The following is a 24,701-nucleotide window of genomic DNA, read 5'->3' as shown; positions in this document are numbered from 1 at the left end:
TAAGGCTTACCTGATTAGTGAAGCTTTAGGTTTGGACGAAGTACACGGTTAATACGACCAACCAGCATCATCAGTGATGTTTTGATTAAGCCGTGAAGCGCCATTTGGTGCATGCGGTACAAAGAGATGTAAACCACACGAGCAATACGACCTTCAACCATCATCGAACCTTTAGTTAGGTTACCCATCAAGCTACCTACGGTAGAGAAACGGCTTAACGAAACCAGTGAGCCTTTATCTTTGTAGATGTAGTCTTTTAGGTCACGACCGTTCAGCTTAGCAATGATGTTGCTGAATGCGCAGCTTGCCATTTGGTGAGCCGCTTGTGCACGTGGTGGAACAAATGAACCATCTGCTTGGGTACATTGTGCCAAGTCACCGATAGCAAAGATGTTGTCATCCAGTGTTGTTTGCAGCGTGTTTTTCACAACCAACTGGTTGATACGGTTGGTTTCAAGACCACCGATATCTTTCATGAAGTCTGGTGCTTTGATACCTGCTGCCCATACCATGATTTGTGCTGGGATCTTGTCGCCATCTTTGGTTGTTAGGCCGTCAGAGTCCGCCTGAGTCACCATAGTATTAGTACGAACATTCACACCAAGCTTCGTTAGCTCAGAGTGTGCTGCGCTTGAAATACGAGGAGGTAGAGCCGGAAGAATACGCTCACCCGCTTCAACTAGGTTCACGTTCAGCTTGCTTGAATCTAGATCACCGAAGCCGTAAGTACGAAGCTCTTTTACTGCGTTATGTAGCTCTGCAGAAAGCTCAACACCTGTTGCACCCGCGCCAACAATCGCGATGTCTACCGTACCTTGACCGTTCTTAGCGTGAAGCTTTAAGAACTGGTTATTCATTTCAGTACGGAAACGGTGCGCTTGTTCTGGGCTATCAAGGAAAATACAGTTGTCACGAACACCTGGAGTGTTGAAGTCGTTCGACGTTGAACCTAGTGCCATAACAAGAATGTCGTATTCAAGTTCACGACTTGGCATCAGCAATTCGCCGTGCTCATCTTTCAGTTCGCTCAGTGCAATCACTTTACGTTCACGATCGATGTCGTTCAGGCTGCCCATTTGGAAGTCGAAGTAATGGTTTTTTGCATGTGCGCGGTAGCTTAATGCATCAACACCTTCATCCAGTGAGCCAGTTGCTACTTCATGAAGTAATGGTTTCCATAGGTGGCTTGCTTTACGGTCTACCAGAGTGATCTGGGCACGCTTCTTACGACCTAAAGTTCGGCCTAGCTTAGTTGCTAGCTCTAAACCACCAGCACCGCCGCCTACTACGATAATTTTTGTCACAATGACAATCCTCTACAAAATGAATAAATGGGGTTCGGCTCGATTACTCCAACCGATAAATTCTATGTATCTACTCGGCCTTGTTGATAAGGCTGTGACATATTGGATAACCGCGAAAAAGAATAACGACAGCTCACCGAGTAGTTAGAGGGATAACAAACAACAAACATTCGTTTGTCGCTTTGCTCACATGGATAAAAAAGGCGTCTAGCTGAGAGATAGAACGCAAATTATGGGCAAGTTTTTCACTCGCTCTCAATTTTTTTTGATATTTGTCAAAATATTTTACTTAAGAACATTATATATAGCAAAAAGATGACCGCAACAAAAATCCTTACCCACAATGAGGATTCGCGGCTAATTAGTTAACGTTTGCGCAAACTTATCTATAAATGCACAAACCGACCGATAAAACATATACAACTGTTTTATCAATACCAATATCTAAGATTCAGATGTGAAAAAGCAGCACCCAAATGAGTGCTGCTTTTATAAAATAACCGGAGTAATTAAGCGTTCTTAAACGCTTTCATTGCCTGAAGATGTTGAGAGATTTTTTTGAATTTGTGACTCTCTTTCTCGTCCCAGATTACGTCGTAGTAATCTTCGAGTGCAGCGGCTGTTTTGCTATTGTCGTGAATTTCATCTTCACGAGAAAGCACCACTAAACAGCGACCTTTGTTCTTCATACGGTACTGCTCAACACACTTGGTCGCAATATCTTCGTACTCTTCAGGACGGTCAATTCGACCTACCATGTTGTTTTCAGGTTGCAAGTTTGGATTGAAAATCACCTGCTTAATACCACACAAGAAACCAATGCGCTCAGACCAGAAACCACCTAAACCTACACCACAAATAATTGGATGCGGATCATCTGATTGCTCTATCACTTTATGCACTTCTTTTAGCAAATGCTGCATATCGTGTTTTGGATGCAAAGTACTGTAGTTGATGAAACGAACGTCATCATCAATGAATTGCAACTGCAGTATTTTTTCGTGATTGCCCGGGCTTGTTGAGTCGAAGCCATGTAGATAGATAATCATTGTACCTCCCCCGTTGAATATTGGTACGTTTTGATCAATCTAACACGAAAAACAAGGTTTTAAAGGTAACAGCTGAGAAATTATATTTTTCACTTCCTAAACGTGATCCTAGCTACATAAAGTGTGACTCAGAGCCTCTGCTTCCTGCAAATAACTTTCATCGCCCCAAAGCTGATGAGCAAGTAAATACCAAAGCATCGCCATCATTTGGCTTCTTGGTAACCACGCTGCTACACCATCTAGCCAAGGCTGAACATCATGGATACCTCGCAGCTGACAGTACTTCTCAACCGCTTCAGTAGCCGGCACTCCAGTAACCGCAATGGTCAAGGTTAAATCGAGCCTAGGGTCTGCTAGCGCAGCGTATTCCCAGTCGATAATCTTAATACCGTCACTGTTTCTCACCAGGTTATAACCACCTAAATCAAAATGGCACAAAGACAGGTCGACATTGGTAACACTCGGAGCCACGCGCCACTCTTGATAAACCTTAGTGCAGGCTTCGGTCTTATGAATCGCATCAAGCTGCAGCCAATAGTGGTCGACTCGCGCTGTGAAACTGAATGGTTGCAGTGGTAATCGCGCAGTATTGACCAGATGCACAGAGATCAGCGTTTTCAACAGGTCATCGAGCTCTAGATCTTCGTAAAGTGTCTCACCTGCAATCCACTCAACCAATAAACCCTGCTCATTCACCACCACTGGGCTTGGCCCGATGCCGAGACGCTCAATTGCCGACAACACTTGGTACTCTTCATGACGAGAGATGAAGAAGGCTTTAGTGATAGCTGTGGTTGGCCGCCAAACATACGCAGTGCCATCGACATCAACCAATTTCCAACATCGATTGGTCAAACCGCCTGTTAATGTCTGAGCTCTAACTGGAGGCTCAGAAAAGTAACCATCAAGCGAACTCAGACTGGTATCAAGAAGCTTAGCCTCAGACCAAGAAAAAATTGCCATTGCTCATTCCCTATAAACGTCTTCATTTCCCTACAAAAAAGACACTGACCAAAAGCCAGTGTCTCTTCATAAACAGCACATCATGCACTGCATTGGCGTGTGACCAAGCTATGTGTGATCAAGCTATGTGTGGCCAAACTATGCGCAGCCAAGACTAGACGCTGTCAAAACTGGCTGCGTTTAGTTGGCAAGTAAGCGAAATTAAAGACCTAGAAGGCTCTTAGATTGTTGCTTACGGATTTCAGTCTCGTCAGCCCACTCAATCAAGCCAGACTCAAGATCCATTAGGCGCATCGTCATTTTGTAGTATACGTCTTCATCGCTACCCGCTTTCTTAACGATGCTTGATAGGTTGCCGTACAACATATACTGAGCGCCCACCATTTTACCAAACTGAATCGCTGAACTTTGGTTTACAAGCTCATCGTTGTTTTGGAAGTTCAGTTGATCACGAACAGACTCAACACGATCCATATCAACGAAACGGAACTTACCAGAATTCAACATTTTAGTACTGATTGTGTCAGTGATTGACTCAGTATCGATGTGCTCACTTGTTTTGTTCTTGATTCGCTCAACGAACACGATTGGACGCTGTTCACGAGTAATGTAAGCCACTGAACCAGACGCCATCATGCTATCGACCATTTCACCCGCAATCGTTTGAAGGTCAGTTGAACCGAAATCGATTGTCGTGGTTTCTACTGCTTGTGCATCACCGTAGCTTACCTTGTTCGAACAACCGCCTAAAATAACCGCTAAACCTAATAGCGCAATGACACTCTTTTTCATTTTGTTTCCTCAACTTATCACTGAGTGGGGTTACCCACACTCTTAAATTCTTATATTTACGAACCATTAGATCCGTTTTATCTAACTTACTGCTCTCGGAACTGAACTCTAAACTGAGTCGCTTTCGGGTTTACCGACACTTCCGACAACGAAATACTTTCAAAGCCACGCACAATCGCTTGCTTCCAAGGGCCTTGCTTTAGGTTGACCTCAAGGCCGGCATCGTCGTACCAGTAAAAACGATAAAGGATATTTTGATCGCCTTTATAGTTACTGTTTAAACGAACGATTCCTCGCGTATGACCGTCGACTAAATCGGTGCGGATATCTTCAACCTGTAAGCGGCTGCCCAATACATTGTCACCAAAGAAAACGTTCTGAGTCAGACTATCGACCCTTACACCAGCTGTATTATCAGCACAACCAGCCAGAGCCATAACCGCTGCTAAGCTCACTAACCACTTTTTCATTACAGCCTCCCTAGCTGTTTATGCCACATTGTTGCGTTGTTTCCTTGTCGAGAAATCCATACCAAGGTGGTCTGCCCTTCTCGAATATCAAAGTTGTACGTTTTAGCGCCAGCCTCCAACGTATATTGACCACTGTTTGCTACAAACGTGCTGCTCTTAATCTCTGCTGGTAAAGATTGCCAACTGCGAGTGTCTGGTTGCTCTGTCAGTGTGTTCCAGACGTTGAACAGAATATTACCGACATCATCGCCTTTGGTGGCTTCTTTACGAATGCGATCTTTCGCAACCACACGTAGCGCTTGGCGAATAACAATGCTCGTCATACGCTCAGATAAATCGTTGTGAGCCATTGCATTTACATCGGTAATCAAGTGCTCTTGTAGCGGCTGCCCGCTGATTCGTAATGCAGAAAAACGCTCTACGTTTTGGCTCGGGTAATATGGCAGCGCAAGAGAGTATATCGCTCCCTGATCGCGACTGTCATAAACAGGTAAATCTAGTCGCCAACTGTCCATAGCTTGTACAGCGCTCTGTTCTTGAAGAACAATTACTCTCCCTTCACCTGCATTAATTTTAGAAGACTGCTTATAACGTTTTTCTAGTGTCGCTAAATCTTCTCGCATCCCTAAACGAGCGGCTGTCGCCATGGTTCTGTCGATGATATCTTGGTTATCTGGCATCACAGCCAAAGCACGACGATAATCAACATAAGCGCTATTTAGATCATTCGAAGCTTCATAAAGCAGACCAGACAAGAACATCAGATATGCATTCTGTACCGACTGCAGTTTTTTACCCGCATCTGGGTAGTTGGCAAGGATGCTACCGACATTGGCAGACAAGCCTTGCTTCTTCGCATCGTTAGCTGCCCGGTCTAACTCAGCTTCACGTTGCTTCTTCGCTTGCTCTTGCACTTGGTTGGCGCGACGCATTTCGATCACCGCACCTTCTAAATCATTTTTCTTGAGGTAATTTAAACCGAGATAGAGATGAAGAAAGCCCAACTCATAATCGGCTGGCACATACTCGGTAATATTGTCATTCACAGCCAACGCACCCACGCTGGTTGCACTGTCTGAGATTGAGATTACGGCTTTTCGTTGCTGCTCAGTAACCGCCTGATCAGCCACTTCAAACGAAGACTTACTCTCAGGATATTTTTGATCCAGCAGGTTAATTCTGCCTCTTTCAAAGTTATCAAGGATGTCGCCTGCCGCGTAATCTGGTAGCTCTTGCTGAGCCTCTGAATAATCTCCAGATTTAACGGCTTGGTAGATCGCTTTGTTTTGTGCGCTGTAATGACTAAATAGGCTTCCTGCTGAAATACTCGCACAACCTACGGTCAACGCCGATAACAGGGCAATGGAAGCGAATCTAAACTGTTGCTTCACTTATCGTCTCCGTGCATGTTTAAAATGCCAACTTTATTAGGGTCTGCTGACCTTTCGTGGTCTCATTATCAAAACGAAACGTGTTGTAAAAAGGATCTCAAGCCAGTTGAAACCCTACTGATTTAGCCTCTGCCTAGGCGATGCCGACATTCAGACAACAGATAGAACTTAAAGTTGGCATACAAACTACAAATTTTCCAACTAACTACTAGTGTTAACCCGCTAATGAGCTCGTTTAATCTAGCCCATTAGCTTTCATTAACTCGTTAGCTTTTCATTAGCTCATTAATAGCGGACCAAGTGGACGGCCACCAACCAAGTGCATGTGAATATGATAAACCTCTTGGCCACCGTGAGAGTTGCAGTTCACGATAAGACGATAGCCATCTTCTGCGATGCCTTCTTCTTTTGCTAACTTCCGAGCAACGGTAAACATGCGGCCCATCATCGCTTCATCTTCGACTTCAACATCGTTAGTTGTTGGAATCAACTTGTTAGGGATTATTAGGATATGGCTTGGCGCGCGAGGGTTAATATCACGAAATGCGGTTACTAAATCGTCTTGGTATAGTAGATCTGCAGGGATTTCTTTATTGATGATCTTACTAAAAATGGTTTCTTCAGCCATGTTTCTCTCCGATAAAACATTTATTTTTTAATGCTTTGAGTATGCGCTATGCCGCATCAAACCACAATAAATCTGCTTTAAAGCATAATAAAAAACACCGTTCAAATCAAAGAAAACGAGCCTCAGCTCTCAAGAATGGCATGTTGGTTATAACTGAGGGTTATTTTTGACGTGTGCGTCATAAAATGCGCAAGCGGAGCTCAATAGAATGCTGATAATTTTGTTAGTTTTACTTTGACCTGACATTAGGTCAGCATTTTTATTTAGGGAGAAAGCCATGAAGGGATCTGTGATCAAGCGTATGTACGCTGGTTTCGCACTGATCATCATCATGTTCGCAGTCACGATAACCATCATGATGAACAGCATGAATCAGATACACAGCAATTTTGAGAGTGTCTCAGAAACCTCATTACCACTTGTCGCGCTTTCAAATCAAACAAGTGTTCAATTGCTCTCTGCTGATAAGTCATTCAAAGATTTCTTAACCACACAAAACGCTGAACGCATGTCTGCAATGCGTACAGAGTTTGCTGCATCACAAAACTCGTTTTCTGAAGTGCTAGGTAACTTAGAAGCAGCAAGCCAAAACAATGTTTCGCTCACCGAACGTATCGCCCAATTAAGAGCGATGGAAGAGCGCTACTTCGCCGAAGCTGACGAAGCGATGAACAACTACGTCGCTATGTTTGAAGCACAAGAGCAGGTACAAAAAGCGTCTCGTGATTTCCAACGCTTACATTCAGAATTAACCGTTGGTATGAAAGAGTACGTTGCCGACCAAAAAAGCATCTCTGTAAAAGTAATGGCAAAAAGCTACTTCATTAAACTGCAAGACGCAGAAGTCATTACCTCTGATGCACTTGCTAGCTCTGATGTAGCCTTCGTTCAAAAAGCCGTTAACCAAAATAAAAAGGCCGTTACTCACCTTAACTACGCTTATCGTGGCCTATCAACACAACTGCCAGCACTTAAAAATGTCTTTGATGAATCAGTTCAAAAGTTCACCAAAGATGTTGGTCAGAAAGGCGGTGTCTTGGACAAACACAACAACTACTTGAAAGCGAAAGAAGCTCTGTATATCAACATTGCAAACCTAGCCGTAGAAGTAGACCAAGCAATGGCAGTGCTAGATTCATTCAACGTGACCGCTGAAGAGCAACTGAACTCGTCGTTAGCTGACGCAAGCAGCATCTACGACAAAGGCCTATTCAATGCGATCGCAATTGGCATCATTGTGACCGTATTCGCTGCAGCGATTGGTTACCACATTGCACATAGCGTAAGAGAGCCATTAACTCGCATTCTCGGAACATTAGAAGGCCTGACTCAAGGCGATATGACTCAACGTATCGATATTCGATACGACAACGAATTCAGCCGTGTGAGCCGTCACATCAACACCTTAGCGGATAACTTGCACAATATCCTTGTGAAGCTGAATGATGCTTCAGATGACTTAACCAAGACAGCAAGCGTAAACCAAAAGACTTCTTCTGAAACGCAAGCTCAGCTGAACAGCCAACGTGAACAAACGGCAACTGTCGCGACCGCAATGACAGAGATGTCTCATTCTGTACAAGAAGTGGCAAACAGCGCGCAAAGCTCACTCACCATGGTTCAACAAGTAGAATCGGCTTCTGAATCTGGTCGTCAAATCATGAACACCAACATCAGCACCATCAACCAACTAGAGGTTCGCTTGAACGAATCTGTCGGTGCTGTGGGTGAGCTGCAACAGATGAGTAGCCAAATTGGTTCAATCCTAGATGTGATTCGTGGTATTGCGGAGCAAACTAACCTACTCGCACTGAACGCAGCGATTGAAGCAGCGCGTGCTGGTGAGCAAGGTCGTGGTTTTGCAGTTGTTGCCGATGAAGTACGAGTGCTAGCGCAAAAGACCACTCAATCAACGTCAGAAATCGAAACCATGATCAGCAACCTGCAATCAAGCTCGAAAACAGCAAGTAACGTGATTGAAAGTTGTATGAGCGACATGGATATGTCAGTCCAACAAGCTTCAAGTGCAAACAGTGCGATGGAAGAGATCCAAGCCTTGATTCTAGAGATTAGCCACATGAGCACACATATCTCTCAAGCAGCCGCAGAGCAGAGTGAAACGTCTGGCGATATCGCGCGTAATATCGAAGACATCAACCACATCGCAGATAAGAGTTACCAAGCGATGTCATCAATTGCAGAAGCAAGCCAAAACCTAACGATTCTGGCAAATCAGCAAGGTGATTTAGTACATCAATTCAAACTATAGATAAATGAAGAATCGATAGATATTTAGTGAGATTGTTGAGACTTCATACCCAATAGTGGTAACTAATTGAGCTAGGGCAACTTTTATCAAGGGTTGCCCTTGTTTTTTATGAGCTTTGTCATTATATGATTATTAAGGCTTGCTGCTTCCCGTTTTTTCTTTCACCTTTATGAGCGAGCCGCTATTAAGGAATTTATATGGCTGTTCATGTTGGCATTATCGATCAAGACCCTATTCGCTTGCTCACCCCTTTACTTGATAACCGAACGGTCAGCACTCACATCGTGTTTATCGGCGACAAGAATCAAGTCAGTATGTACAAACGTTTAAACAGCGTTTTACAGAAGCGCGACATTACCAGTGAGTTTTTCGAAATTCCGACCATCGTAAACACATCTGTAATCAAAGAATCTATCCAAACTCTTGCCGAAGACCTCAAAGCTCGCGGTCAAGAAGTGAAGCTCAACGCGAGTTGTGGCCTGCGTCACCGCCTACTTTCGGTGTACGAAGTATTCCGTACTTACCACTGGCCAATCTTCGTGGTTGAACCAAACAGTGACAAGCTGTGCTGGTTGTACCCGAACGGAAAAGAAGACGCACAAGTTCAAGACCGCATTACTATCGACGACTACCTAACGGTATTTGGGGCTCGTGGCGAGTTCAGCGATGTTCAGCTATCTCCGCAACTTGATCAGAAACTTTATGAACTGGGTGAACGTTGGGCAAGTAACGCGCTAGAATTGGGCCCAGGCCTTGCGACATTAAACTACCTTGCAACGACCTGCCGTAAAGAACAGAAGCTTGATGTTGGTCTCTCTGAGAAGCAACAAGGTTACCGTGAACTGAACATGCTGTTGAGCGATTTAGTTGAAGCGAAGATTGCGACTTACGACAATGGTATTTTAACTTTTGCTAATGAAGACGCACGCCGCTTCTCAAACGGTGAATGGCTGGAGACTCTGGTTCACAGCACAGTGAAACAAATCCAAGATGACATGCCGACCATTCAAGATCGTTCTTTGAATGTTCAGGTATACCGTCAACTGGGTGAACGAGAAGTTCGTAACGAGCTTGATGTTGCCTCAGTGGTGAACAATAAGCTGCACATCATCGAATGTAAGACCAAAGGTATGCGTGACGATGGTGATGACACCTTGTACAAACTGGAATCGCTTAGAGACCTATTGGGTGGCCTACAAGCACGTGCAATGTTAGTGAGCTTCCGCCCTCTTCGCCATAACGACATCACACGAGCAGAAGATCTTGGCCTTGCATTGATTGGCCCTGACGAATTGAAAGATCTTAAAACACACCTAACGGCATGGTTTACGGCTGCGGGTGGTAGTGAAGATCTAGAGTACTAAAAACAAATAAACTCATGAGAGCTAAATGCTCTTAAGCAGATTGTTAAAAAGGCGAATGACGATTAAGTCACTCGCCTTTTTTGTATCTGATACTTTTTCTTGTCTACTTTCTCTGCCACATAAAAAATGGCCACATCATTCGATACGGCCATTTTCAAAATTTGCAGTCAGTTTAAGACTTAAATCTCTTTTGCAACTTAAAGCATTTTACGAGCAGCTTCTACAACTACTTTGATTGAACGCGCTTCTGTTACTTTTAGTGTGTCGTGATCAGGCGTCTCTTTTTGAGTACGGTTGATGATTACACCAGCAACACAACCTGCTTTCAGACCAGAACTTGCACACATAGTTAGCAGCGTTGCAGATTCCATCTCGAAGTTTAGAACGCCCATGTCTTGCCATTCTTGCATAGAACCTTGGAAACGCTTAACAACACGACCAGAGAACGTATCGTAACGCTCTTGACCTGGGTAGAAAGTGTCACTTGAAGCCGTTACGCCCATGTGAACTGCTGCGCCTGATTCTTCAACCGCTGCTTTCATCGCTGTTGCCACTTCGAAGTCAGCAACTGCTGGGAATTCCATTGGAGCAAAGTGCAGGCTAGCGCCGTCTAGGCGAACAGAACCTGTAGAAACAATCATGTCACCCACGTTTACGTGAGGTTGGATAGCACCAGTAGTACCAACACGTAGGAAAGTACGAACACCAAGTTGAGCAAGCTCTTCTACAGCGATAGAAGTAGATGGGCCACCGATACCTGTTGAACATACAACAACTGGCTTGCCGTCTAGCTCTGCGCGGTAAAGCGTGTATTCACGGTGACTGGCAAGGAATACTGGATTCTCCATCTCTTCCGCAATTTTTTGCACACGAGCAGGATCACCAGGGATGATCGCCAGAGTAGCACCGTTAAGATCTGCTTCAGTAACACCTAAGTGGAAAACAGCTTGAGACATAGTTCGCTCCTTTTGGCTTATTGGGCTTTTTACCCTTATTTAAGCTCATAGTAAATTCGTGGGGTACGAACACACTCTAACCAAGCTTATTACAAAATGAAGTGATACATGTCACACGAATGATCGCAACAAGAATTCAAGTTTCACAAAAAACCGATTGGCATCACAAAAATAAGCAATCCGTATACCTATGTTGCATACTAATGAGACAAAAAGCGCCTTTAACGTATTACCGCTAAAGGCGCTTTTTAGATTAGACGCTTTCTATATTCGTCGCTTTGAATAAGACATAATCTATGTCAGAGATCTGAACTTAATCCGCCTTAGACTTGAATCGAAGCAGACGTAGAGCATTTAATGTCACCAAAGCTGTCGCACCACTATCCGCTAACACTGCAACCCATAAGCCAGTAATACCTAATAAGCTCGTCACCAAGAATACACCTTTCAAACCGAGCGCTAGCGCAACATTTTGACGGATGTTGTTCATAGTTGCTTGCGATAGCTCAATCATCGCTGGCAATTCTGTTAAGCGGTTATGAGTTAGTGCTGAATCCGCCGTTTCCAAGGCAACATCAGTCCCTCCGCCCATTGCGATGCCGACATTCGCCGTTTTCATTGCTGGCGCATCATTGATGCCATCACCAACCATTGCAACGTGCGACTGTTGAGATAACTCCTCAACGTAAGATACCTTGTCGCTTGGAAGTAGGCTCGCCTTGTATTGCATACCAATCTTACTGCTGATCGCAGCCGCACTGCGCGGGTTATCGCCAGTCAGCATGATAGATTGAATACCCAAATCATTGAGTCGTTCAATCGCAAGCTTAGCGTCACTGCGTAACGTATCTTGCCAAGCAATCAGACCAATCACTGTCGTATTTTGCTCTGTTGATTCTTCTTGATCTTTAAGCTCAAGAGCAACCACAACCGTCTTGCCCTCGCCTTCCAATGCTTCTACCTGAGAAACCACATCGGCACCAAGATCGAACGCTATTTTAGACGGTGACAGGACCTGATACTTAACGCCATCAACATCACCTTCAACACCACTACCGATAAGTGCGATCTTGTTGTGTGATTCAGGAATCTCAATATTCAGATCTTTTACTTTAGCGACAAGTGATTGCGCCAATGGGTGAGTAGAGCCAACTTCAATTGCACCAACCACACGCAGCATCGCATCTTGTTGCCAACCCGAAAGAGGCTGAATATCCGTAACCTGAGGCTTACCTTCGGTCAGTGTGCCCGTCTTATCGAAGGCGATAGTTTGGATTTTACCAAGCTGCTCCAGTGCTGCACCGCCTTTAATTAGTGCACCACGTTTCGCTGCTGCCGCTAAACCAGAAGTAATCGCTGCTGGCGTCGAGATAACTAACGCACACGGACAAGCAATCAATAATAACGCTAGACCACGGTATACCCATGTTTCCCAAGGTTGAGCGAACAACAGTGGTGGCGTGATAATAACGAGCAAAGCCACCACCATCATCAATGGCGTGTACCAACGACTGAACTTATCAAGGAAACGTTCCAGCGGTGCTTTACGAGACTCTGCTTCTTCAATCAAGTGAAGAATACGGTCGATTGCGTTTTCACCTTGTTTTGAAGTGATGGTTATACGAACCACTTTGTCCACGACAACGGCACCAGCCATAATGCTGTTACCTTCGGTGTGTTCAACAGGAACAGATTCACCGGTTAACGCACTTTCATCAAAGCTCGCCGCGTCTGTAATCAATTGACCGTCAGCAGGTAAACGAGAACCCGCAGCCACTTCAATCACATCACCAGGAACCAGTTCACTGACTGCTACTTCAACACGTTCACCGTTGATAATCTTAGTTGCATTTTCTGGTACCAATGCCATTAACGCTTGAACGCCACTTCTTGCTCTAGATGAAGCAAACGCTTCTAAGCGCTCACCAATCAAGAACAATAATAGAACCATCGCCGCTTCCGCGGTTTCACCCAGGTACAAAGCACCCAGTGCGGCAACACTCATTAAGGTTTCAATAGCAAACGGTGTACCTGAGCGTGCCAACTGAACCGCTTTCTTCGCCACCGGATATAAACCAAGCAAACAAGTTACCGTAAACAAGCCTTCACTTAATTGAGGAGAGGTACTTTTCAGAAGCGCAGCAAACAGCATTGCCGCTGCAATCGCGATAATCTGTAAATTAGGTTGGATATGAGCTTGCCAAAAAGTCTCAGGTTGTTGTTTTTCTTTCTTTGAACCGACTTCCGTAAGAGGGAAACCCGTTTTAATAGAGACCTGTTCAATGGTGTCGGCAAGGCTTTCATTATCGAATTTCACAACCAGCTTTTCGGTAGCAAAGAGAACCTTCGCTTGAATAACACCGTCAATATTGCTGATCGCGTTTTCTATTTTTCTTGCACAAGCTGGGCAGTCCATTCCGGCAACCAACCAACTTTTCGAAAATTGAGCGTCGAAAGATGAGGGTAAGGACTGACTGTCCTCTTCTCCACTGTCCGAACTACAACAATCATCCCCTGACGATGAAGGAGCCGCAGAAGAAGAACTACAACAGCCAGATGAAGTACCTGCTGCCGTAATGCTGGAAATTTTAGGGCTAGAGCAACCAGCTCCCACCGCTTGAGGTTGAACGTCCACTTTTGTTGAGCGGCACGCTGCATGTTTTGCGCACATAATGTATCTCCTTAATACTCAAAAGCCTTGAGGTTGTTGCTGACTCACGAGCAACAGAACCTTAAGTTCATCAAAAGTATAAACCTTGGAGGCTACTCCAAGGTCAAGAAGAAGTTATCAAGAAAACAAAAATATTATGCCAGCGCCGATGGCTTACTGAGATTTAAGCTCCGCACACTCTTCACGGTTCGCCGATACATCATCAATAAGAACCGCATCGTGTGAACAGAATGGCTGAGTGTTCAAGCTGACAATCGACACATCATCTTCCACTGGATCAACTTGAGAGCCCTGCATTAACTCAGCAATATGATGTCGAAGTACCAAAATACCTAAAATCCCGAACAGAACATTACCAAAGGCTTGACCATAGAGAACACCCAAAGCGCCATACCATTGTGAACCTAGATAAACGAACGGCAGAGTACCTAACGTCGCTTTGCCTAAGTTCAACGCCGTTGAATAAAGAGGCTTACCTAGATTATTAAAGGAGGTATTGGCAACAAACAGTGCGCCGTTAAAGGTGAAGGTCAGCGCTACATAAGTACAAAACGCAGCAACAATAACGGCCGCATCACCTTGTAAGCTAAAGCCTTGAATGACATAACCTTGAACGAAGTACAACAGAATACAAACGGCAATGGTATAAAGTGTCGTCACCAGCAATGAGTTATTGAGTGTTTCTTTAACTCTGTCCATGCGTTCTGCACCAAAGTTCTGACCAATGATTGGTCCCACAGCGCCAGACAAGGCAAAGATAACCGCAAAACAAACCGGTGTTAGACGACCGATCACGGCAAAGCCCGCGACAAAATCCTCACCATATTGTGCGATACCTGTCGTCACAATCGCATTACCGATAGGCGTTGCGGTATTGGTGATAATCGCAGGCAGCGCAATCGCCAATATTGGTCGAATATTAAGGCGCCATTGCACAAACGAAGGTGGAGCCACCAGCTGATGGCTGCGAATCAGAGGATAAAGCGAGAAGAACAGCACCGAGAAGCGAGCAACAACCGAAGCTATAGCTGCCCCTTCGATGTTCCAACCAAAACCAAAAATAAACAGAGGATCGAGAATCGCGTTAACAATACCGCCTGACAAAGTCGCCCACATCGAACGTTTCGCATCGCCCGCCGCTCTCAAGCCCGCACCCGCGGCCATCGCCAACGCCAAAAATGGACCACTTGGCAACAAAATCTGTAGGTAAGCTTGAGCACGCTCGGCTGCAATGCCTTTGGCGCCTATCGCGGCTAGCAGCTCTGGAATATAAGCGAACATGATTGCCGTTACGGTGGAACTGATAACAAACGCAGTCAACATGATACTGGTGCTTAGGTTTCGAGCGTGTTCTTGATTCTTTGAGCCGATGGCTTTGGACACTAATGCGCCCATGGCAATGGAAGTACCAATCGAAACAGAGGTAGAGAAAAAAGTCAGCGTACCTGCAAAGCCTACCGCAGCAGCCAATTCGACCTGCCCGAGCATACTGATAAACAACATGTCGAGTAAATCAACCACAAATAACGCCATCAAACCGACAGAGCCAGCCCCCGACATCACCAATATGTGGCGCATCGTTGAACCTTCAACAAACTTTGCCGTTTGATTTGACATGAAACCTCCAAAAGTTGGAATACCCAAGAGCTAAAGCCCTATCAACTAATCAACTAATCAACTAATCAACAGGCTAGGGATCCACAAAGAAAGGATCGACCAAGAAAAGTGCTATACATAAAAAAGGCGCTAGTGCGCCTTTTTTCGATTGAGGGTATTGAGAAAAATAATCGTTCTTAACACGCTACTATACCTGATGTTTGAAGCATTCTTCCAAGTTCTTGCCGATTGCTCTCAAAACATCGGTTCTAGTGATCATACCCACCAGTTTTCGATTATCGATTACAGGGTATGCTTTAGGTTTGCCCACCTGCATCATGTCCGCCAATTCAATAATGGATAAGTCAGGTGACACCGACAGTACTTCTTGGTGCATGCAATCACCCACAAGGTGTGTGTCTTGGCAGAAGTAACTGACCTTCACAAGTTTCTCGAGTAAATCCTGCTCAGAAAGGAAGCCTATCACTTGTTCGTTATCATCGATTACGGGTCCACCCATGTGGTGGCTACGCATCACTTTGTCTAACGCTAGACTTAACGGCATATCAGGAGTAAATGTCACAACCTGCTGCGTCATGTAATCTTTCACTTTAATAGAATGCATTGTGTTCTCCCTAAATACTTTGCGTTATATATTTTTCTATCTTGTTAAGTTAATTGTTGTCTAAAATCTTGATTTTACTAAATGGATTTCAACAATTTTATTGATAGGCAAAACCTAACAAGACAACAAAGCGAGACAAACAAAGGCTTGAGCACGTTTTAGACCACCAGAAAAAAGGAAAAAAAGAGCCCTTACAAAGCCTTACTTTCCCTTGCTTAACCTTACTTAGCCGAACTAGCCTGAGTAGATAAACCCTGTAATCTTCTCCGCACTAATAATTAGAAATCCGGATTTAGGAAGTTTATGCAACACGACAACAACATGTACGCGTATGTTTATGCAGGTAACGACGGCACAGAAAACACACTCATCGCCACTATAGATAATCAAGAAAAACCGCTTATTTCAAGCTGCGTTGATGAGATAAAACGCATGTCGTGCTTAGCCATTGACTTAGCAGCAAAACACGACCTAAAAGTGAAGCTGGTGAAATACCAAAGAGAACAAGAGATTGACTTCGGCTTGTTCGTTAAATAGCAGACTCATCACACATGTCTTGACAGTCAAGCTCAACAAGCATTGTCAGCGACACATGAATACCGTATTTTGTGGCAAGTTCTTGAATAGGTAATCACATTGACGATGATTACCTGCTTTAACCGATAAGCGCTCGAATTGGACACATCCGTCGCACCGCTTTTCATTGTCCAAACGGTTCACTATGACTTTGCTTCGCTCTCCTCAAACTTTTCTATCTCACTTTATGCCTAAGTTAAAAAGCTACTTTAGCGAGTTATTGGATTTCCAATCACGCATTTGGGTGGTTCATATCTTTGAAGACTCTATTACCGATCAGTCATTTGTGATTAATGAAGATGGCTTTAAAGAACCGTTAGAGTGGATGAAGAAGCGAGCCTATCAAGCAGCAATGCTTGAACGAGTTGAGAAAATGAAAATTTCACAAGTCATTGAGATTCAGTTCGAAGACAAAATGCATCGATTGATGCGAGTGAAGTAGCTCTATTGTTTGGGCATTAGCAAAAAGCCCTTTGCTATAAATCAAACATAAAAAAGGCCAGCGCTCGCTGACCTTCTCTGATTGGTTAAAAACCATCATCTAACGCGCACAATACTCATGCCACAAGCGCACCGCTTTCTGATATGCCTCAGTTTTATCGTGCGTTTCTGCAAAGAGAATAGCTGTCATGCTGTCGACAACGGTATTCGCCATTAGCGCCATCTCTTCAGTCGACGTACCAAGTACACATTGACGAGGAAGTGGCAGTTCTAAGTTCATCATCTCTTCCCAGTAGAACGACTCGACTTTATCAGGAGAGCTCATCCACACCGTTTGGCTAACTTTAGGATTATATTCCGACTCACCGTTCATCCCTTTGAATGAAATCACCGAGTGGGATTTATTGCCAATGACATGCTCAACTTCCGCATGAAGTTGTGGGAAGCCAGGATGGAAACTACCACGCAGACCTAAACGACCACCACCGGGATTCAATGCTCGAACTACCGTGTTAATTGGTGTTCTTAATCCGTAACGGTGTTTCCAACCGATCATGGTTTGCGCTTCGGGAGCAAAGTTAGCTAGCGGTAAATAAGCAATGCCGTCTTGTTCAAGAATCGACTTAGCATGTTCAGGGTTCTCTGCACTTTGCACACCAACATCTTGCAAATGGCTTTCAACGTGTGTCCTACCGCTCGGTTTGTCCATGTAGCCATGCATTAAGACTTTATAACCACTGTCAGCGAGGATTTTTGCTGCCAGCAAGTTCCAAGGTTTACCACTGGCGTTATCGTTACGCTTACCTGCATAACACGGCCAATCAATATCAGCACCTAAATCTGGCACTCGAGATTGAAACGCTTTTACAAAGCCAGCGATCTCTTCATTGGTTTCATTCTGCACACGAATCAGCATCAGTAGCATAGCCATTTGGTCGTCGCCGACTTCTCCGCTTAAATACTCATCCATGATGCGGTAGGCTTGTTCGAACGATAAAGGCTTACGCCCTCTTTCTCCTCGTCCAACTGTACGAATACACTCTAAAATACTACTCATTGATTGTTTATTCTCTTCCGTTGATATCAATAAAATTCGCATACGTTTTCGATTCTATGATACCCGCAGTCCATTGCAAAGCGATTCAACAGCTGCTCCCTAATTATCAATACACGGATTGAGGTAAAATTAACGAATGCAGCGCACCTTGATAGGTCAAACAAAAATAGAACCCTGGCAAGTTTCATCGGGTTTGATTAGAGATGCTGAAACAAGTCGTGTATTATCGGAACGTTTGCACTTTACCTATTTTACGGTTAGCGGTTGCACAATTTTATTCGCACCAACACACGTTCATATACCAAGACTAAGAATTGATGCCAAAGTTGATTAACAAAATTTGGGTACACGCTTTCATGCTCTTCGCTATGCTAATGGCCACCATTAGTGTGGACAGCATCGCGAGCAGCAATGCTCTGCAAGCCCCCCAAGCTCAATCAACTTCTGCCAATAGCTTATCTTTCTCTGCTTCTAACATCAGTTCTGTAGAGAGCGCCCCAACACCTTTTTCCAGCGTACAATCCAACGTTGAGCACCACTGCTGTGGATCGGTCTGTCTACTGAAAATGCCACCACTTATCGTTTCTGAATCTTTCGAACCGCAGATTGAATCACTGGCACTGATAGAAAAAGAATCTTCGCACAAAGCGATTTTTGCACCACAAGCGCCATACCGCCCCCCTATTTCCTAATCGTTTGTCCCTGTTTGGCAATCTCTGCCACCAAGTTATAACAGCATTTTTGCTGTATCAAATGACATCCGAATTTAGGAAATTAACACATGAAAAAACTATTTAGCCTCTTTGCTGCTCTACTCTTAAGCGCTTCAGTAAACGCCGCACAATTTGAAGAAGGCACGCACTACAAAATCCTTGATGTAGCAAAGGCCGACAAGCCTGTCGTTACCGAATTTTTCTCTTTCTACTGCCCACATTGTTACAAGTTTGAAGGGGTCATTAAGTACCTAAAAGCAGACTTGCCAAAGTCAGCAAGCTTCCAAAAAGTGCACGTCGCTTTTATGGGTAACAACATGGCAGTGCCAATGGCGAAGGCTTACGCGACCATGGTTGCGCTAGACGCTGAAGAAAGCATGGTTCCTGCCATGTTTGCTCAGATCCATGAGAAGCAACAAACACCAAAAAATGAAGCAGAACTGCGTGACGTTTTCATTGATAACGGTATCAATGCGAAGAAGTTTGATGCAGCATACAACAGCTTTGCAGTGAACTCGATGCAAAAACGTTTCGATAAAGAGTTTGAGCAAAGCACACTAACAGGTGTTCCTGGAGTTCTGGTTAACAACAAATACATCGTGAAACCGGATCAAATCAAGAGCTACGAAGAGTACAACCAACTAGTGAATTACCTACTAACGCTCTAAGTCCGTTTTTCATCTCAAAGCCAGTGATTCATCGCTGGCTTTCTTATATATGAAGTCTCCCTAGCCACTCACCATTCCCATAAATCCGCTTGGGAAGCATTGTTAACTGGCATCCTCCACAATTTTTCATATACTGCACTCAAATAAGCTAACCACTGTGCTGTAGCCTTCAAAGTATTAACACTCAAATATTGGGACCTTTATGATCATTCTGACCACAAACTTTGGCGACATTGAAATTGAACTGAACCTTGAAAAAGCGCCAGTAACATCGAAAAACTTCCTTAAATACTGCCAAGATGGCTTCTACGAAGGCACGACATTTCACCGTGTTATTGAAGGTTTCATGATTCAAGGTGGTGGGCACACTATCGACATGACAGAAAAACCAACTCGCGCACCCATCGTCAACGAAGCAAACCGTGGCTTAAAGAACGTGATTGGCTCTGTAGCGATGGCTCGTACTGATGCACCACATTCTGCAACGGCACAGTTCTTCATCAACCTTGATGACAACGATTTCCTCGATCACACCTCAACAACCAACGCAGGCTGGGGTTACGCTGTATTTGGTAAAGTATCGGCAGGTATGGATGTGGTAAACAAGATCGCAGCCGCGCCAACGACCATTCGTTGGGGACATGAAGATGTACCTTGCGAAGATATTGTGATTACTAAAGTCACTGTTCGCGACTAATTCACTCACGTACTTTTCCGCCCCTAGTGCATTCGAATTGATTGCACAAAGAAAAGAAGGCTGCGCGATAGGACTATGGTGGTAAGGGGTCGACTTTACCACCTATATTCAAAGCTCGTTGTTAGAATCGTTACCAACGAGAACGATAAGTACGGTGACACCCTTTACACGTCTTATTCGCAGAATTTAACCCTTGCTCTGCACTCGATAAATCTTGTTCAACACTCGCCTGATAAAGCTCTGCAAAGCCTTGGTTCATCTGCAACATCAGTTGGTTAAATTTCTCAGGCTTGCTCCAAACCTCCTTCTTGGCCTTACCTCCTGTTCCAGCTTCAGCAAAACTCGCGTTCAAGACACCACCATGTTCCACCAACATTTCACTTAACTCCTCAACCTTTTTCCAATCTGTATTTCGGTTTCCTAATTCTGAAGACACTTGTTTATTGAGTTTTTCAATTGAGCTGAAAGCCTGTTGGCGATTATTCACAGCTTCAGTTGCAGCAATAGCCATTACTGGCGCGGCGATAAGCAAAGCGATAGTCAGTTTTTTCATAGTGTTATTCCTATACATTGGTCGGTTGATTTATTGATCTTTCAATCGGGAATCGATGAGATGCATTTAATTTACACAACAACAGTTGCGCGCGCAACTATTGTTGTGTAAATTAATCTCACTTTGAAAAATGACAAGCAGGAAATTGAACAATGAAAATTTGGGATCTACCGACTCGACTGTACCACTGGCTACAAGCCACACTATTCATTGGTCTAGCGGCATCAGGCTTTAGTGGCAATGGCCCACATATTTATCTAGGGCTAGCACTGTTTAGTTTAATTTCATGGCGATTGGTTTGGGGATTCATTGGAAGTGATACCAGCCGTTTTTCGCAGTTTATGAGCTCACCTCGATCTGCTTGGCTGTACTTACGAGGCCAAGTTCAACCTAAGCCAGGACATAACCCGTTAGGGTCTTGGATGGTTGTGGGGATGATTACAACCTTATTCGCCCAATGCATAACTGGCCTAGCGATAGTTGGGTTCTTCGACACATTGCCATATTCAGAAGTCATCATCACAGACGATGTTTTTGACCTACTCGGTGCGGCGCACAGTATTGCAGCACGTATGTTAGTGGTCTTTGTCGTTCTACACCTATTGGCAATTACGACTTATAAGCTACGCTCAAAACCACTAGTGTTAGCCATGATCACAGGCAAACAAAACCACACACCGTCAGTGGAAAGTTTCGAAAGTGGCACTCAATTGGCTTTTTCATCAAATAGAAAAGCATTGTTGGTGCTAATTGCGTCGGTATTAGTTACGATGGCAATAGTTGTTATGTCATAAGAATTAGGGACTAACCAATGCCAGAAGAGTTTGATAGACAGAATAGTTTTGGATGGATGATCAATGTTATCGCCAACAAAGCGACCAAAGATTTCGACCTTGAGCTAAAGAAACACGGCTTAAGCATCGCATTGTGGCCAACCTTGATGTGTTTATGGGAAGAAGAAGGCGTTACCCAGCGTGATATTGCCGCTAAGTCGAAAGTAGAAAACTCAACGACAACACGAACATTAGATAAGTTGGAAAAGCTTGAACTGGTAGAGCGTAGAGTAGATCCACACAGTCGCCGCTCTTTTAGAATCTACCTAACAGAGAAAGGTAAAGCACTTGAAGAAGTGTTAATACCCATCCCTGTGAAGTTGAATGAAGAGCTAATGGCCTCGCTTGATGCAAAAGAGCAGCAACAGATGATCGGTTTACTTAAAAAAATGGTCGCAGCTGTCTAGATCAATAGCTCACGCTAAAGTAACCACTTAGAAACTGAATAAGACCCTCGCCCTGAACGAGGGTTTATTTTTTCCGCGACCATTTGATATAGCAAAACAGCGAAGCAATGATCACCGCTCCACCGACCAGCTTTTGTACCTCAACTGTTTCACCCAACATGCTGACACTCAGTAACAATGTCCACACTGGCTCAAGAATCATGATCAATGCCGCCACTTCCATGTTCACGGAGTGCTGACCGACCGTTTGCAACAAGTAACGAATAGACGTTGCGATCACCGCAGATACGATAAACCAGAACACTAAGGTTTTGGTGATTTCGAACTCCGGCTGAGCTGTCATAGAAGCAAAGGCTAAACCACTCACACCCACAACAAACAATTGCACACAGATTGATGCGATAGGCTTAATATTGGTGATCACACGCTTGTTCATCACAAAGTGAATGGATAGCAACATAGAAGCCAACAAGAAGTAGATCTGACTTTGTTCAACATGCCAACCATTGGTGAGGGTAAGCAGTAACATACCAAGGATCGCGATAGGGAATGACATCCAAAATGCGCGATTAGGCTTTACTCGAAACAGAACCCAAGAGACGAATGGCGCAATGATCATCGCGAGGCTCATGATAAATGCCCCTTCCGATAAACTCTCCGTTACCGAAACCGCAAACACCCACACCTGAAGTGAGGCAGACAAGAGTAAGCCAACACCGCACAATGACAGGATCTGTTTAAATGACAGCTTGCGAATATGATGAATACAGAATGGCAGTAGAATCAGGCTCGCGACAACAAAACGCACACCAATGAACACAGGTCCCGGCATTTCCATGACCACTAGCTTAGATGCAATCCATCCTACCCCTGCCAGTAAAGTGGCACACAAGAGGTAAAGCTCGCCACGCATCGCTTTTACGTTCATCATTTTTATTCGTTCCAATAACAAAAAAGCAACCCGACTCTGCAAGGTTGCTTTTTATAAACTCTTAACAGGATCAAGATACTATCTTAATACTCTGTTTCAGGCAGCAGTTTTTAGCCTGCGTATTCTGGGTAATCCGTTAAGCCTTTTTCAGCACCGCCAAACAGCGTGTTTGGATCGTGCGGAGCTAGAGGGAAACCATGTTGAATACGAGCAGGTAAGTCTGGGTTTGCTACGAATGGACGACCAAAGCCAACCATATCTGTCACGCCTTCTGCTACTGCTCGCTCGCCACGTTCACTGTCGTATTTACCTGCGTAAATCAGCACACCTTTGAATGCTTCACGAACCGCAGCTTTGAACGCTTTTGGCGTTTCAGGCGCATCGTCCCAGTCTACTTCTGCGATGTGGAGGTAAACGATCTTGTATAGGTTTAGGTACGCGGCTGCCGCTGTGTAAGTTTCAACTGGCGTCGCATCAACCGTGCCATTTAACGAAGTAAACGGAGCAAGACGAACACCAACACGGTCAGCACCAATCGCTTCAACCATCGCTTCAACCACTTCACCTAAGAAACGCAGGCGGTTTTCAGTTGAACCACCGTATTCATCGGTACGGTTGTTTGCTTCAGAATCAATGAATTGGTTAATTAAGTAGCCATTTGCTGCGTGAAGCTCAATGCCATCAAAGCCTGCTTCGATTGCGTTAAGGGCTGCTTGACGATATTGCTCAACCACTTCTTTGATGTCTTCTTTGGTCATTTCACGAGGTTCAACCACGTCAACAAAACCCGGCTCATCAGTGCCGTTATCGATGAAGACTTTTACGTTTTCCGCTTTGATAGCTGAAGATGAAATTGGTTGTTCACCACCGATGTTGTCTGGGTGTGTTACACGACCTACATGCCAAAGCTGAGCGAAAATAACGCCGCCTTTTTCATGTACGGCATCGGTTACTTTTTTCCAACCAGCAATTTGTTCTTGAGAGTAGATACCTGGTGTCCAAGCATAACCCTGACCCAATGGAGAAATCTGTGTGCCTTCTGCCACAATCAAACCCGCAGAAGCGCGCTGAGCGTAGTAAGCCGCCATCATTTCGTTTGCTGAGTTACCAGGTTGCGTTGCACGAGAACGCGTCATCGGTGGCATAACAATACGGTTTTTTAGTTCGATATTACCAAGTTGAATTGGTTGAAATAGTGCGTTTGTCATTGTCATTTCCTCGATTAACCTAGTTGAATCAGTTCGATTTGGTAGCCGTCTGGGTCAGTGATAAAAGCGATGTGTGTTGAACCACCTTTTACAGGACCCGCTTCACGAGTCACATTGCCACCCAGCGATTTAATCTTGTCACATGCCGCGTAAATATCTTCCACACCCAATGCTAAATGGCCAAATGCGTTGCCCATCTCGTACTCATTCGTATCCCAGTTATAAGTCAGTTCGATGGTTGTGCCACCTTGCTCATAACCAACAAAAACCAGCGTGTAGCGGTAATCGTTATTGTCATGACGCTCAAGTTCTTTCATACCCAATACCTTGGTATAGAACTCAATAGACTTATCTAGATCAGCAACTCGGATCATTGTGTGTAGGAATTTCATATTTCACCCTTTTTAGCCCAGTGACGCAGGCCGATATAATCGTGAGTGGAGGTTGTCCACTTCTTTGTTAGGGTTAATATACGAGCTGACAGTAAATAAATGAAATTATCATAAATTCTCATTGTGATAATTTTTTGTTATTAACAT

At 44.4% G+C, this 24,701-nt stretch carries 25 protein-coding genes; 9 read left to right on the top strand and 16 right to left on the bottom strand.

What is annotated here, in order from left to right:
• Positions 1 to 14: 14 nt before the first annotated feature.
• The 7 genes from BCV39_RS02890 to hinT form a co-directional block, all read right to left on the bottom strand.
• Positions 15 to 1,304, bottom strand: a complete 1,290-nt coding sequence (locus BCV39_RS02890; RefSeq protein WP_048658280.1) for an NAD(P)/FAD-dependent oxidoreductase — start codon at positions 1,302 to 1,304, stop codon at positions 15 to 17.
• A 509-nt stretch (positions 1,305 to 1,813) separates the two neighbouring features.
• Positions 1,814 to 2,353, bottom strand: coding sequence for an alpha/beta hydrolase YcfP (ycfP, locus tag BCV39_RS02885; protein ID WP_048658279.1), 540 nt, complete (start codon positions 2,351 to 2,353; stop codon positions 1,814 to 1,816).
• 108 nt (positions 2,354 to 2,461) lie between these two features.
• On the bottom strand, positions 2,462 to 3,316 hold the full coding sequence (locus BCV39_RS02880) for a phosphotransferase (RefSeq protein WP_102432606.1): 855 nt from the start codon (positions 3,314 to 3,316) through the stop codon (positions 2,462 to 2,464).
• 201 nt (positions 3,317 to 3,517) lie between these two features.
• Positions 3,518 to 4,108: a penicillin-binding protein activator LpoB gene (lpoB, locus tag BCV39_RS02875; RefSeq protein ID WP_048658277.1), complete on the bottom strand. Its 591-nt coding sequence runs from the start codon at positions 4,106 to 4,108 to the stop codon at positions 3,518 to 3,520.
• A gap of 86 nt (positions 4,109 to 4,194) precedes the next feature.
• Positions 4,195 to 4,578: a YcfL family protein gene (locus tag BCV39_RS02870; RefSeq protein WP_102432607.1), complete on the bottom strand. Its 384-nt coding sequence runs from the start codon at positions 4,576 to 4,578 to the stop codon at positions 4,195 to 4,197.
• Positions 4,578 to 5,969: a hypothetical protein gene (locus tag BCV39_RS02865; protein ID WP_102432608.1), complete on the bottom strand. Its 1,392-nt coding sequence runs from the start codon at positions 5,967 to 5,969 to the stop codon at positions 4,578 to 4,580. The genes BCV39_RS02870 and BCV39_RS02865 overlap by 1 nt, the downstream gene beginning before the upstream one ends.
• Before the next feature lie 277 nt (positions 5,970 to 6,246).
• Entirely contained in the window at positions 6,247 to 6,597 is a 351-nt protein-coding gene (hinT, locus tag BCV39_RS02860; protein ID WP_004736268.1) for a purine nucleoside phosphoramidase, read from the bottom strand.
• Between the two features lie 277 nt (positions 6,598 to 6,874).
• On the opposite strand from hinT, the gene BCV39_RS02855 reads away from it, so the two are divergent.
• Positions 6,875 to 8,866, top strand: coding sequence for a methyl-accepting chemotaxis protein (locus BCV39_RS02855; RefSeq protein WP_102432609.1), 1,992 nt, complete (start codon positions 6,875 to 6,877; stop codon positions 8,864 to 8,866).
• A 197-nt stretch (positions 8,867 to 9,063) separates the two neighbouring features.
• Positions 9,064 to 10,230, top strand: coding sequence for a DUF1887 family protein (locus BCV39_RS02850; RefSeq protein WP_102432610.1), 1,167 nt, complete (start codon positions 9,064 to 9,066; stop codon positions 10,228 to 10,230).
• A 197-nt stretch (positions 10,231 to 10,427) separates the two neighbouring features.
• Here the strand turns inward: BCV39_RS02850 and udp are convergent, their stop codons facing one another.
• The 4 genes from udp to BCV39_RS02830 form a co-directional block, all read right to left on the bottom strand.
• Positions 10,428 to 11,186 carry a uridine phosphorylase gene (gene udp / locus BCV39_RS02845; protein ID WP_017632176.1) on the bottom strand — a complete coding sequence of 253 codons (759 nt, stop codon included), beginning with the start codon at positions 11,184 to 11,186 and terminating at the stop codon, positions 10,428 to 10,430.
• Positions 11,187 to 11,499: 313 nt separating this feature from the next.
• Positions 11,500 to 13,857, bottom strand: a complete 2,358-nt coding sequence (locus BCV39_RS02840; protein ID WP_102432611.1) for a zinc/cadmium/mercury/lead-transporting ATPase — start codon at positions 13,855 to 13,857, stop codon at positions 11,500 to 11,502.
• 153 nt (positions 13,858 to 14,010) lie between these two features.
• On the bottom strand, positions 14,011 to 15,474 hold the full coding sequence (locus BCV39_RS02835) for an MATE family efflux transporter (protein WP_102432612.1): 1,464 nt from the start codon (positions 15,472 to 15,474) through the stop codon (positions 14,011 to 14,013).
• A gap of 187 nt (positions 15,475 to 15,661) precedes the next feature.
• Positions 15,662 to 16,078, bottom strand: a complete 417-nt coding sequence (locus tag BCV39_RS02830; protein WP_048658272.1) for a CBS domain-containing protein — start codon at positions 16,076 to 16,078, stop codon at positions 15,662 to 15,664.
• Positions 16,079 to 16,381: 303 nt separating this feature from the next.
• Between BCV39_RS02830 and BCV39_RS02825 the strand changes: the two genes are divergently transcribed.
• Both BCV39_RS02825 and BCV39_RS02820 read left to right on the top strand, forming a co-directional pair.
• Entirely contained in the window at positions 16,382 to 16,615 is a 234-nt protein-coding gene (locus BCV39_RS02825; RefSeq protein WP_048609358.1) for a hypothetical protein, read from the top strand.
• Between the two features lie 184 nt (positions 16,616 to 16,799).
• Positions 16,800 to 17,096, top strand: coding sequence for a hypothetical protein (locus BCV39_RS02820; RefSeq protein WP_102432613.1), 297 nt, complete (start codon positions 16,800 to 16,802; stop codon positions 17,094 to 17,096).
• A gap of 99 nt (positions 17,097 to 17,195) precedes the next feature.
• On the opposite strand, the gene BCV39_RS02815 is transcribed toward BCV39_RS02820, so the two are convergent.
• Positions 17,196 to 18,182, bottom strand: a complete 987-nt coding sequence (locus BCV39_RS02815) for a glycosyl transferase family protein (RefSeq protein WP_258186864.1) — start codon at positions 18,180 to 18,182, stop codon at positions 17,196 to 17,198.
• Between the two features lie 287 nt (positions 18,183 to 18,469).
• Here BCV39_RS02815 and BCV39_RS02810 point away from each other — a divergent pair, with 287 nt between their 5' ends.
• The 3 genes from BCV39_RS02810 to BCV39_RS02800 all read left to right on the top strand — a co-directional run bounded on the left by BCV39_RS02810 (position 18,470) and on the right by BCV39_RS02800 (position 20,230).
• Positions 18,470 to 18,844, top strand: coding sequence for a hypothetical protein (locus BCV39_RS02810; protein ID WP_102432614.1), 375 nt, complete (start codon positions 18,470 to 18,472; stop codon positions 18,842 to 18,844).
• A gap of 89 nt (positions 18,845 to 18,933) precedes the next feature.
• Positions 18,934 to 19,533: a thiol:disulfide interchange protein DsbA/DsbL gene (locus tag BCV39_RS02805; RefSeq protein WP_102432615.1), complete on the top strand. Its 600-nt coding sequence runs from the start codon at positions 18,934 to 18,936 to the stop codon at positions 19,531 to 19,533.
• 202 nt (positions 19,534 to 19,735) lie between these two features.
• On the top strand, positions 19,736 to 20,230 hold the full coding sequence (locus BCV39_RS02800) for a peptidylprolyl isomerase (RefSeq protein ID WP_048658268.1): 495 nt from the start codon (positions 19,736 to 19,738) through the stop codon (positions 20,228 to 20,230).
• 130 nt (positions 20,231 to 20,360) lie between these two features.
• On the opposite strand, the gene BCV39_RS02795 is transcribed toward BCV39_RS02800, so the two are convergent.
• The gene (locus BCV39_RS02795; RefSeq protein ID WP_102432616.1) at positions 20,361 to 20,783 is read right to left on the bottom strand and encodes a cytochrome c; all 423 of its coding nucleotides are present in this window, start codon (positions 20,781 to 20,783) and stop codon (positions 20,361 to 20,363) included.
• 152 nt (positions 20,784 to 20,935) lie between these two features.
• On the opposite strand from BCV39_RS02795, the gene BCV39_RS02790 reads away from it, so the two are divergent.
• Together BCV39_RS02790 and BCV39_RS02785 are read left to right on the top strand one after the other, a co-directional pair.
• Complete coding sequence (locus tag BCV39_RS02790) at positions 20,936 to 21,577, top strand: cytochrome b/b6 domain-containing protein (RefSeq protein WP_102432617.1); 642 nt, start codon at positions 20,936 to 20,938, stop codon at positions 21,575 to 21,577.
• Positions 21,578 to 21,594: 17 nt separating this feature from the next.
• Positions 21,595 to 22,023 (top strand): MarR family transcriptional regulator, encoded by a 429-nt coding sequence (locus BCV39_RS02785; RefSeq protein WP_048658261.1) that lies wholly within the window; start codon positions 21,595 to 21,597, stop codon positions 22,021 to 22,023.
• A 64-nt stretch (positions 22,024 to 22,087) separates the two neighbouring features.
• Here the strand turns inward: BCV39_RS02785 and BCV39_RS02780 are convergent, their stop codons facing one another.
• The 3 genes from BCV39_RS02780 to gloA all read right to left on the bottom strand — a co-directional run bounded on the left by BCV39_RS02780 (position 22,088) and on the right by gloA (position 24,554).
• The gene (locus tag BCV39_RS02780) at positions 22,088 to 22,954 is read right to left on the bottom strand and encodes a DMT family transporter (protein ID WP_048658260.1); all 867 of its coding nucleotides are present in this window, start codon (positions 22,952 to 22,954) and stop codon (positions 22,088 to 22,090) included.
• A 110-nt stretch (positions 22,955 to 23,064) separates the two neighbouring features.
• On the bottom strand, positions 23,065 to 24,162 hold the full coding sequence (locus BCV39_RS02775) for an alkene reductase (RefSeq protein ID WP_102432618.1): 1,098 nt from the start codon (positions 24,160 to 24,162) through the stop codon (positions 23,065 to 23,067).
• Positions 24,163 to 24,176: 14 nt separating this feature from the next.
• Positions 24,177 to 24,554: a lactoylglutathione lyase gene (gene gloA / locus BCV39_RS02770; protein WP_008221701.1), complete on the bottom strand. Its 378-nt coding sequence runs from the start codon at positions 24,552 to 24,554 to the stop codon at positions 24,177 to 24,179.
• Between the last annotated feature and the right edge of the window lie 147 nt (positions 24,555 to 24,701).

It is taken from the genome of Vibrio sp. 10N.286.55.E10 (genome assembly GCF_002872555.1).
Lineage (GTDB): Bacteria > Pseudomonadota > Gammaproteobacteria > Enterobacterales > Vibrionaceae > Vibrio > Vibrio crassostreae.
The sequence above is the reverse complement of the archived record's forward strand: the minus strand, read 5'-3'. Positions and strand labels throughout refer to the sequence as shown.

Coding starts and splice junctions, on each gene's coding strand:
- BCV39_RS02795 (WP_102432616.1), bottom strand. CDS start 20,783: ATGAAAAAACTGACTATCGCTTTGCTTATCGCCGCGCCAGTAATGGCT.
- BCV39_RS02825 (WP_048609358.1), top strand. CDS start 16,382: ATGCAACACGACAACAACATGTACGCGTATGTTTATGCAGGTAACGAC.
- BCV39_RS02800 (WP_048658268.1), top strand. CDS start 19,736: ATGATCATTCTGACCACAAACTTTGGCGACATTGAAATTGAACTGAAC.
- hinT (WP_004736268.1), bottom strand. CDS start 6,597: ATGGCTGAAGAAACCATTTTTAGTAAGATCATCAATAAAGAAATCCCT.
- BCV39_RS02810 (WP_102432614.1), top strand. CDS start 18,470: ATGCCAAAGTTGATTAACAAAATTTGGGTACACGCTTTCATGCTCTTC.
- BCV39_RS02790 (WP_102432617.1), top strand. CDS start 20,936: ATGAAAATTTGGGATCTACCGACTCGACTGTACCACTGGCTACAAGCC.
- ycfP (WP_048658279.1), bottom strand. CDS start 2,353: ATGATTATCTATCTACATGGCTTCGACTCAACAAGCCCGGGCAATCAC.
- BCV39_RS02830 (WP_048658272.1), bottom strand. CDS start 16,078: ATGCATTCTATTAAAGTGAAAGATTACATGACGCAGCAGGTTGTGACA.
- BCV39_RS02785 (WP_048658261.1), top strand. CDS start 21,595: ATGCCAGAAGAGTTTGATAGACAGAATAGTTTTGGATGGATGATCAAT.
- BCV39_RS02840 (WP_102432611.1), bottom strand. CDS start 13,857: ATGTGCGCAAAACATGCAGCGTGCCGCTCAACAAAAGTGGACGTTCAA.
- BCV39_RS02775 (WP_102432618.1), bottom strand. CDS start 24,162: ATGACAAACGCACTATTTCAACCAATTCAACTTGGTAATATCGAACTA.
- gloA (WP_008221701.1), bottom strand. CDS start 24,554: ATGAAATTCCTACACACAATGATCCGAGTTGCTGATCTAGATAAGTCT.
- BCV39_RS02835 (WP_102432612.1), bottom strand. CDS start 15,474: ATGTCAAATCAAACGGCAAAGTTTGTTGAAGGTTCAACGATGCGCCAC.
- BCV39_RS02870 (WP_102432607.1), bottom strand. CDS start 4,578: ATGAAAAAGTGGTTAGTGAGCTTAGCAGCGGTTATGGCTCTGGCTGGT.
- BCV39_RS02780 (WP_048658260.1), bottom strand. CDS start 22,954: ATGATGAACGTAAAAGCGATGCGTGGCGAGCTTTACCTCTTGTGTGCC.
- udp (WP_017632176.1), bottom strand. CDS start 11,186: ATGTCTCAAGCTGTTTTCCACTTAGGTGTTACTGAAGCAGATCTTAAC.
- BCV39_RS02855 (WP_102432609.1), top strand. CDS start 6,875: ATGAAGGGATCTGTGATCAAGCGTATGTACGCTGGTTTCGCACTGATC.
- BCV39_RS02820 (WP_102432613.1), top strand. CDS start 16,800: ATGACTTTGCTTCGCTCTCCTCAAACTTTTCTATCTCACTTTATGCCT.
- BCV39_RS02850 (WP_102432610.1), top strand. CDS start 9,064: ATGGCTGTTCATGTTGGCATTATCGATCAAGACCCTATTCGCTTGCTC.
- lpoB (WP_048658277.1), bottom strand. CDS start 4,108: ATGAAAAAGAGTGTCATTGCGCTATTAGGTTTAGCGGTTATTTTAGGC.
- BCV39_RS02805 (WP_102432615.1), top strand. CDS start 18,934: ATGAAAAAACTATTTAGCCTCTTTGCTGCTCTACTCTTAAGCGCTTCA.
- BCV39_RS02880 (WP_102432606.1), bottom strand. CDS start 3,316: ATGGCAATTTTTTCTTGGTCTGAGGCTAAGCTTCTTGATACCAGTCTG.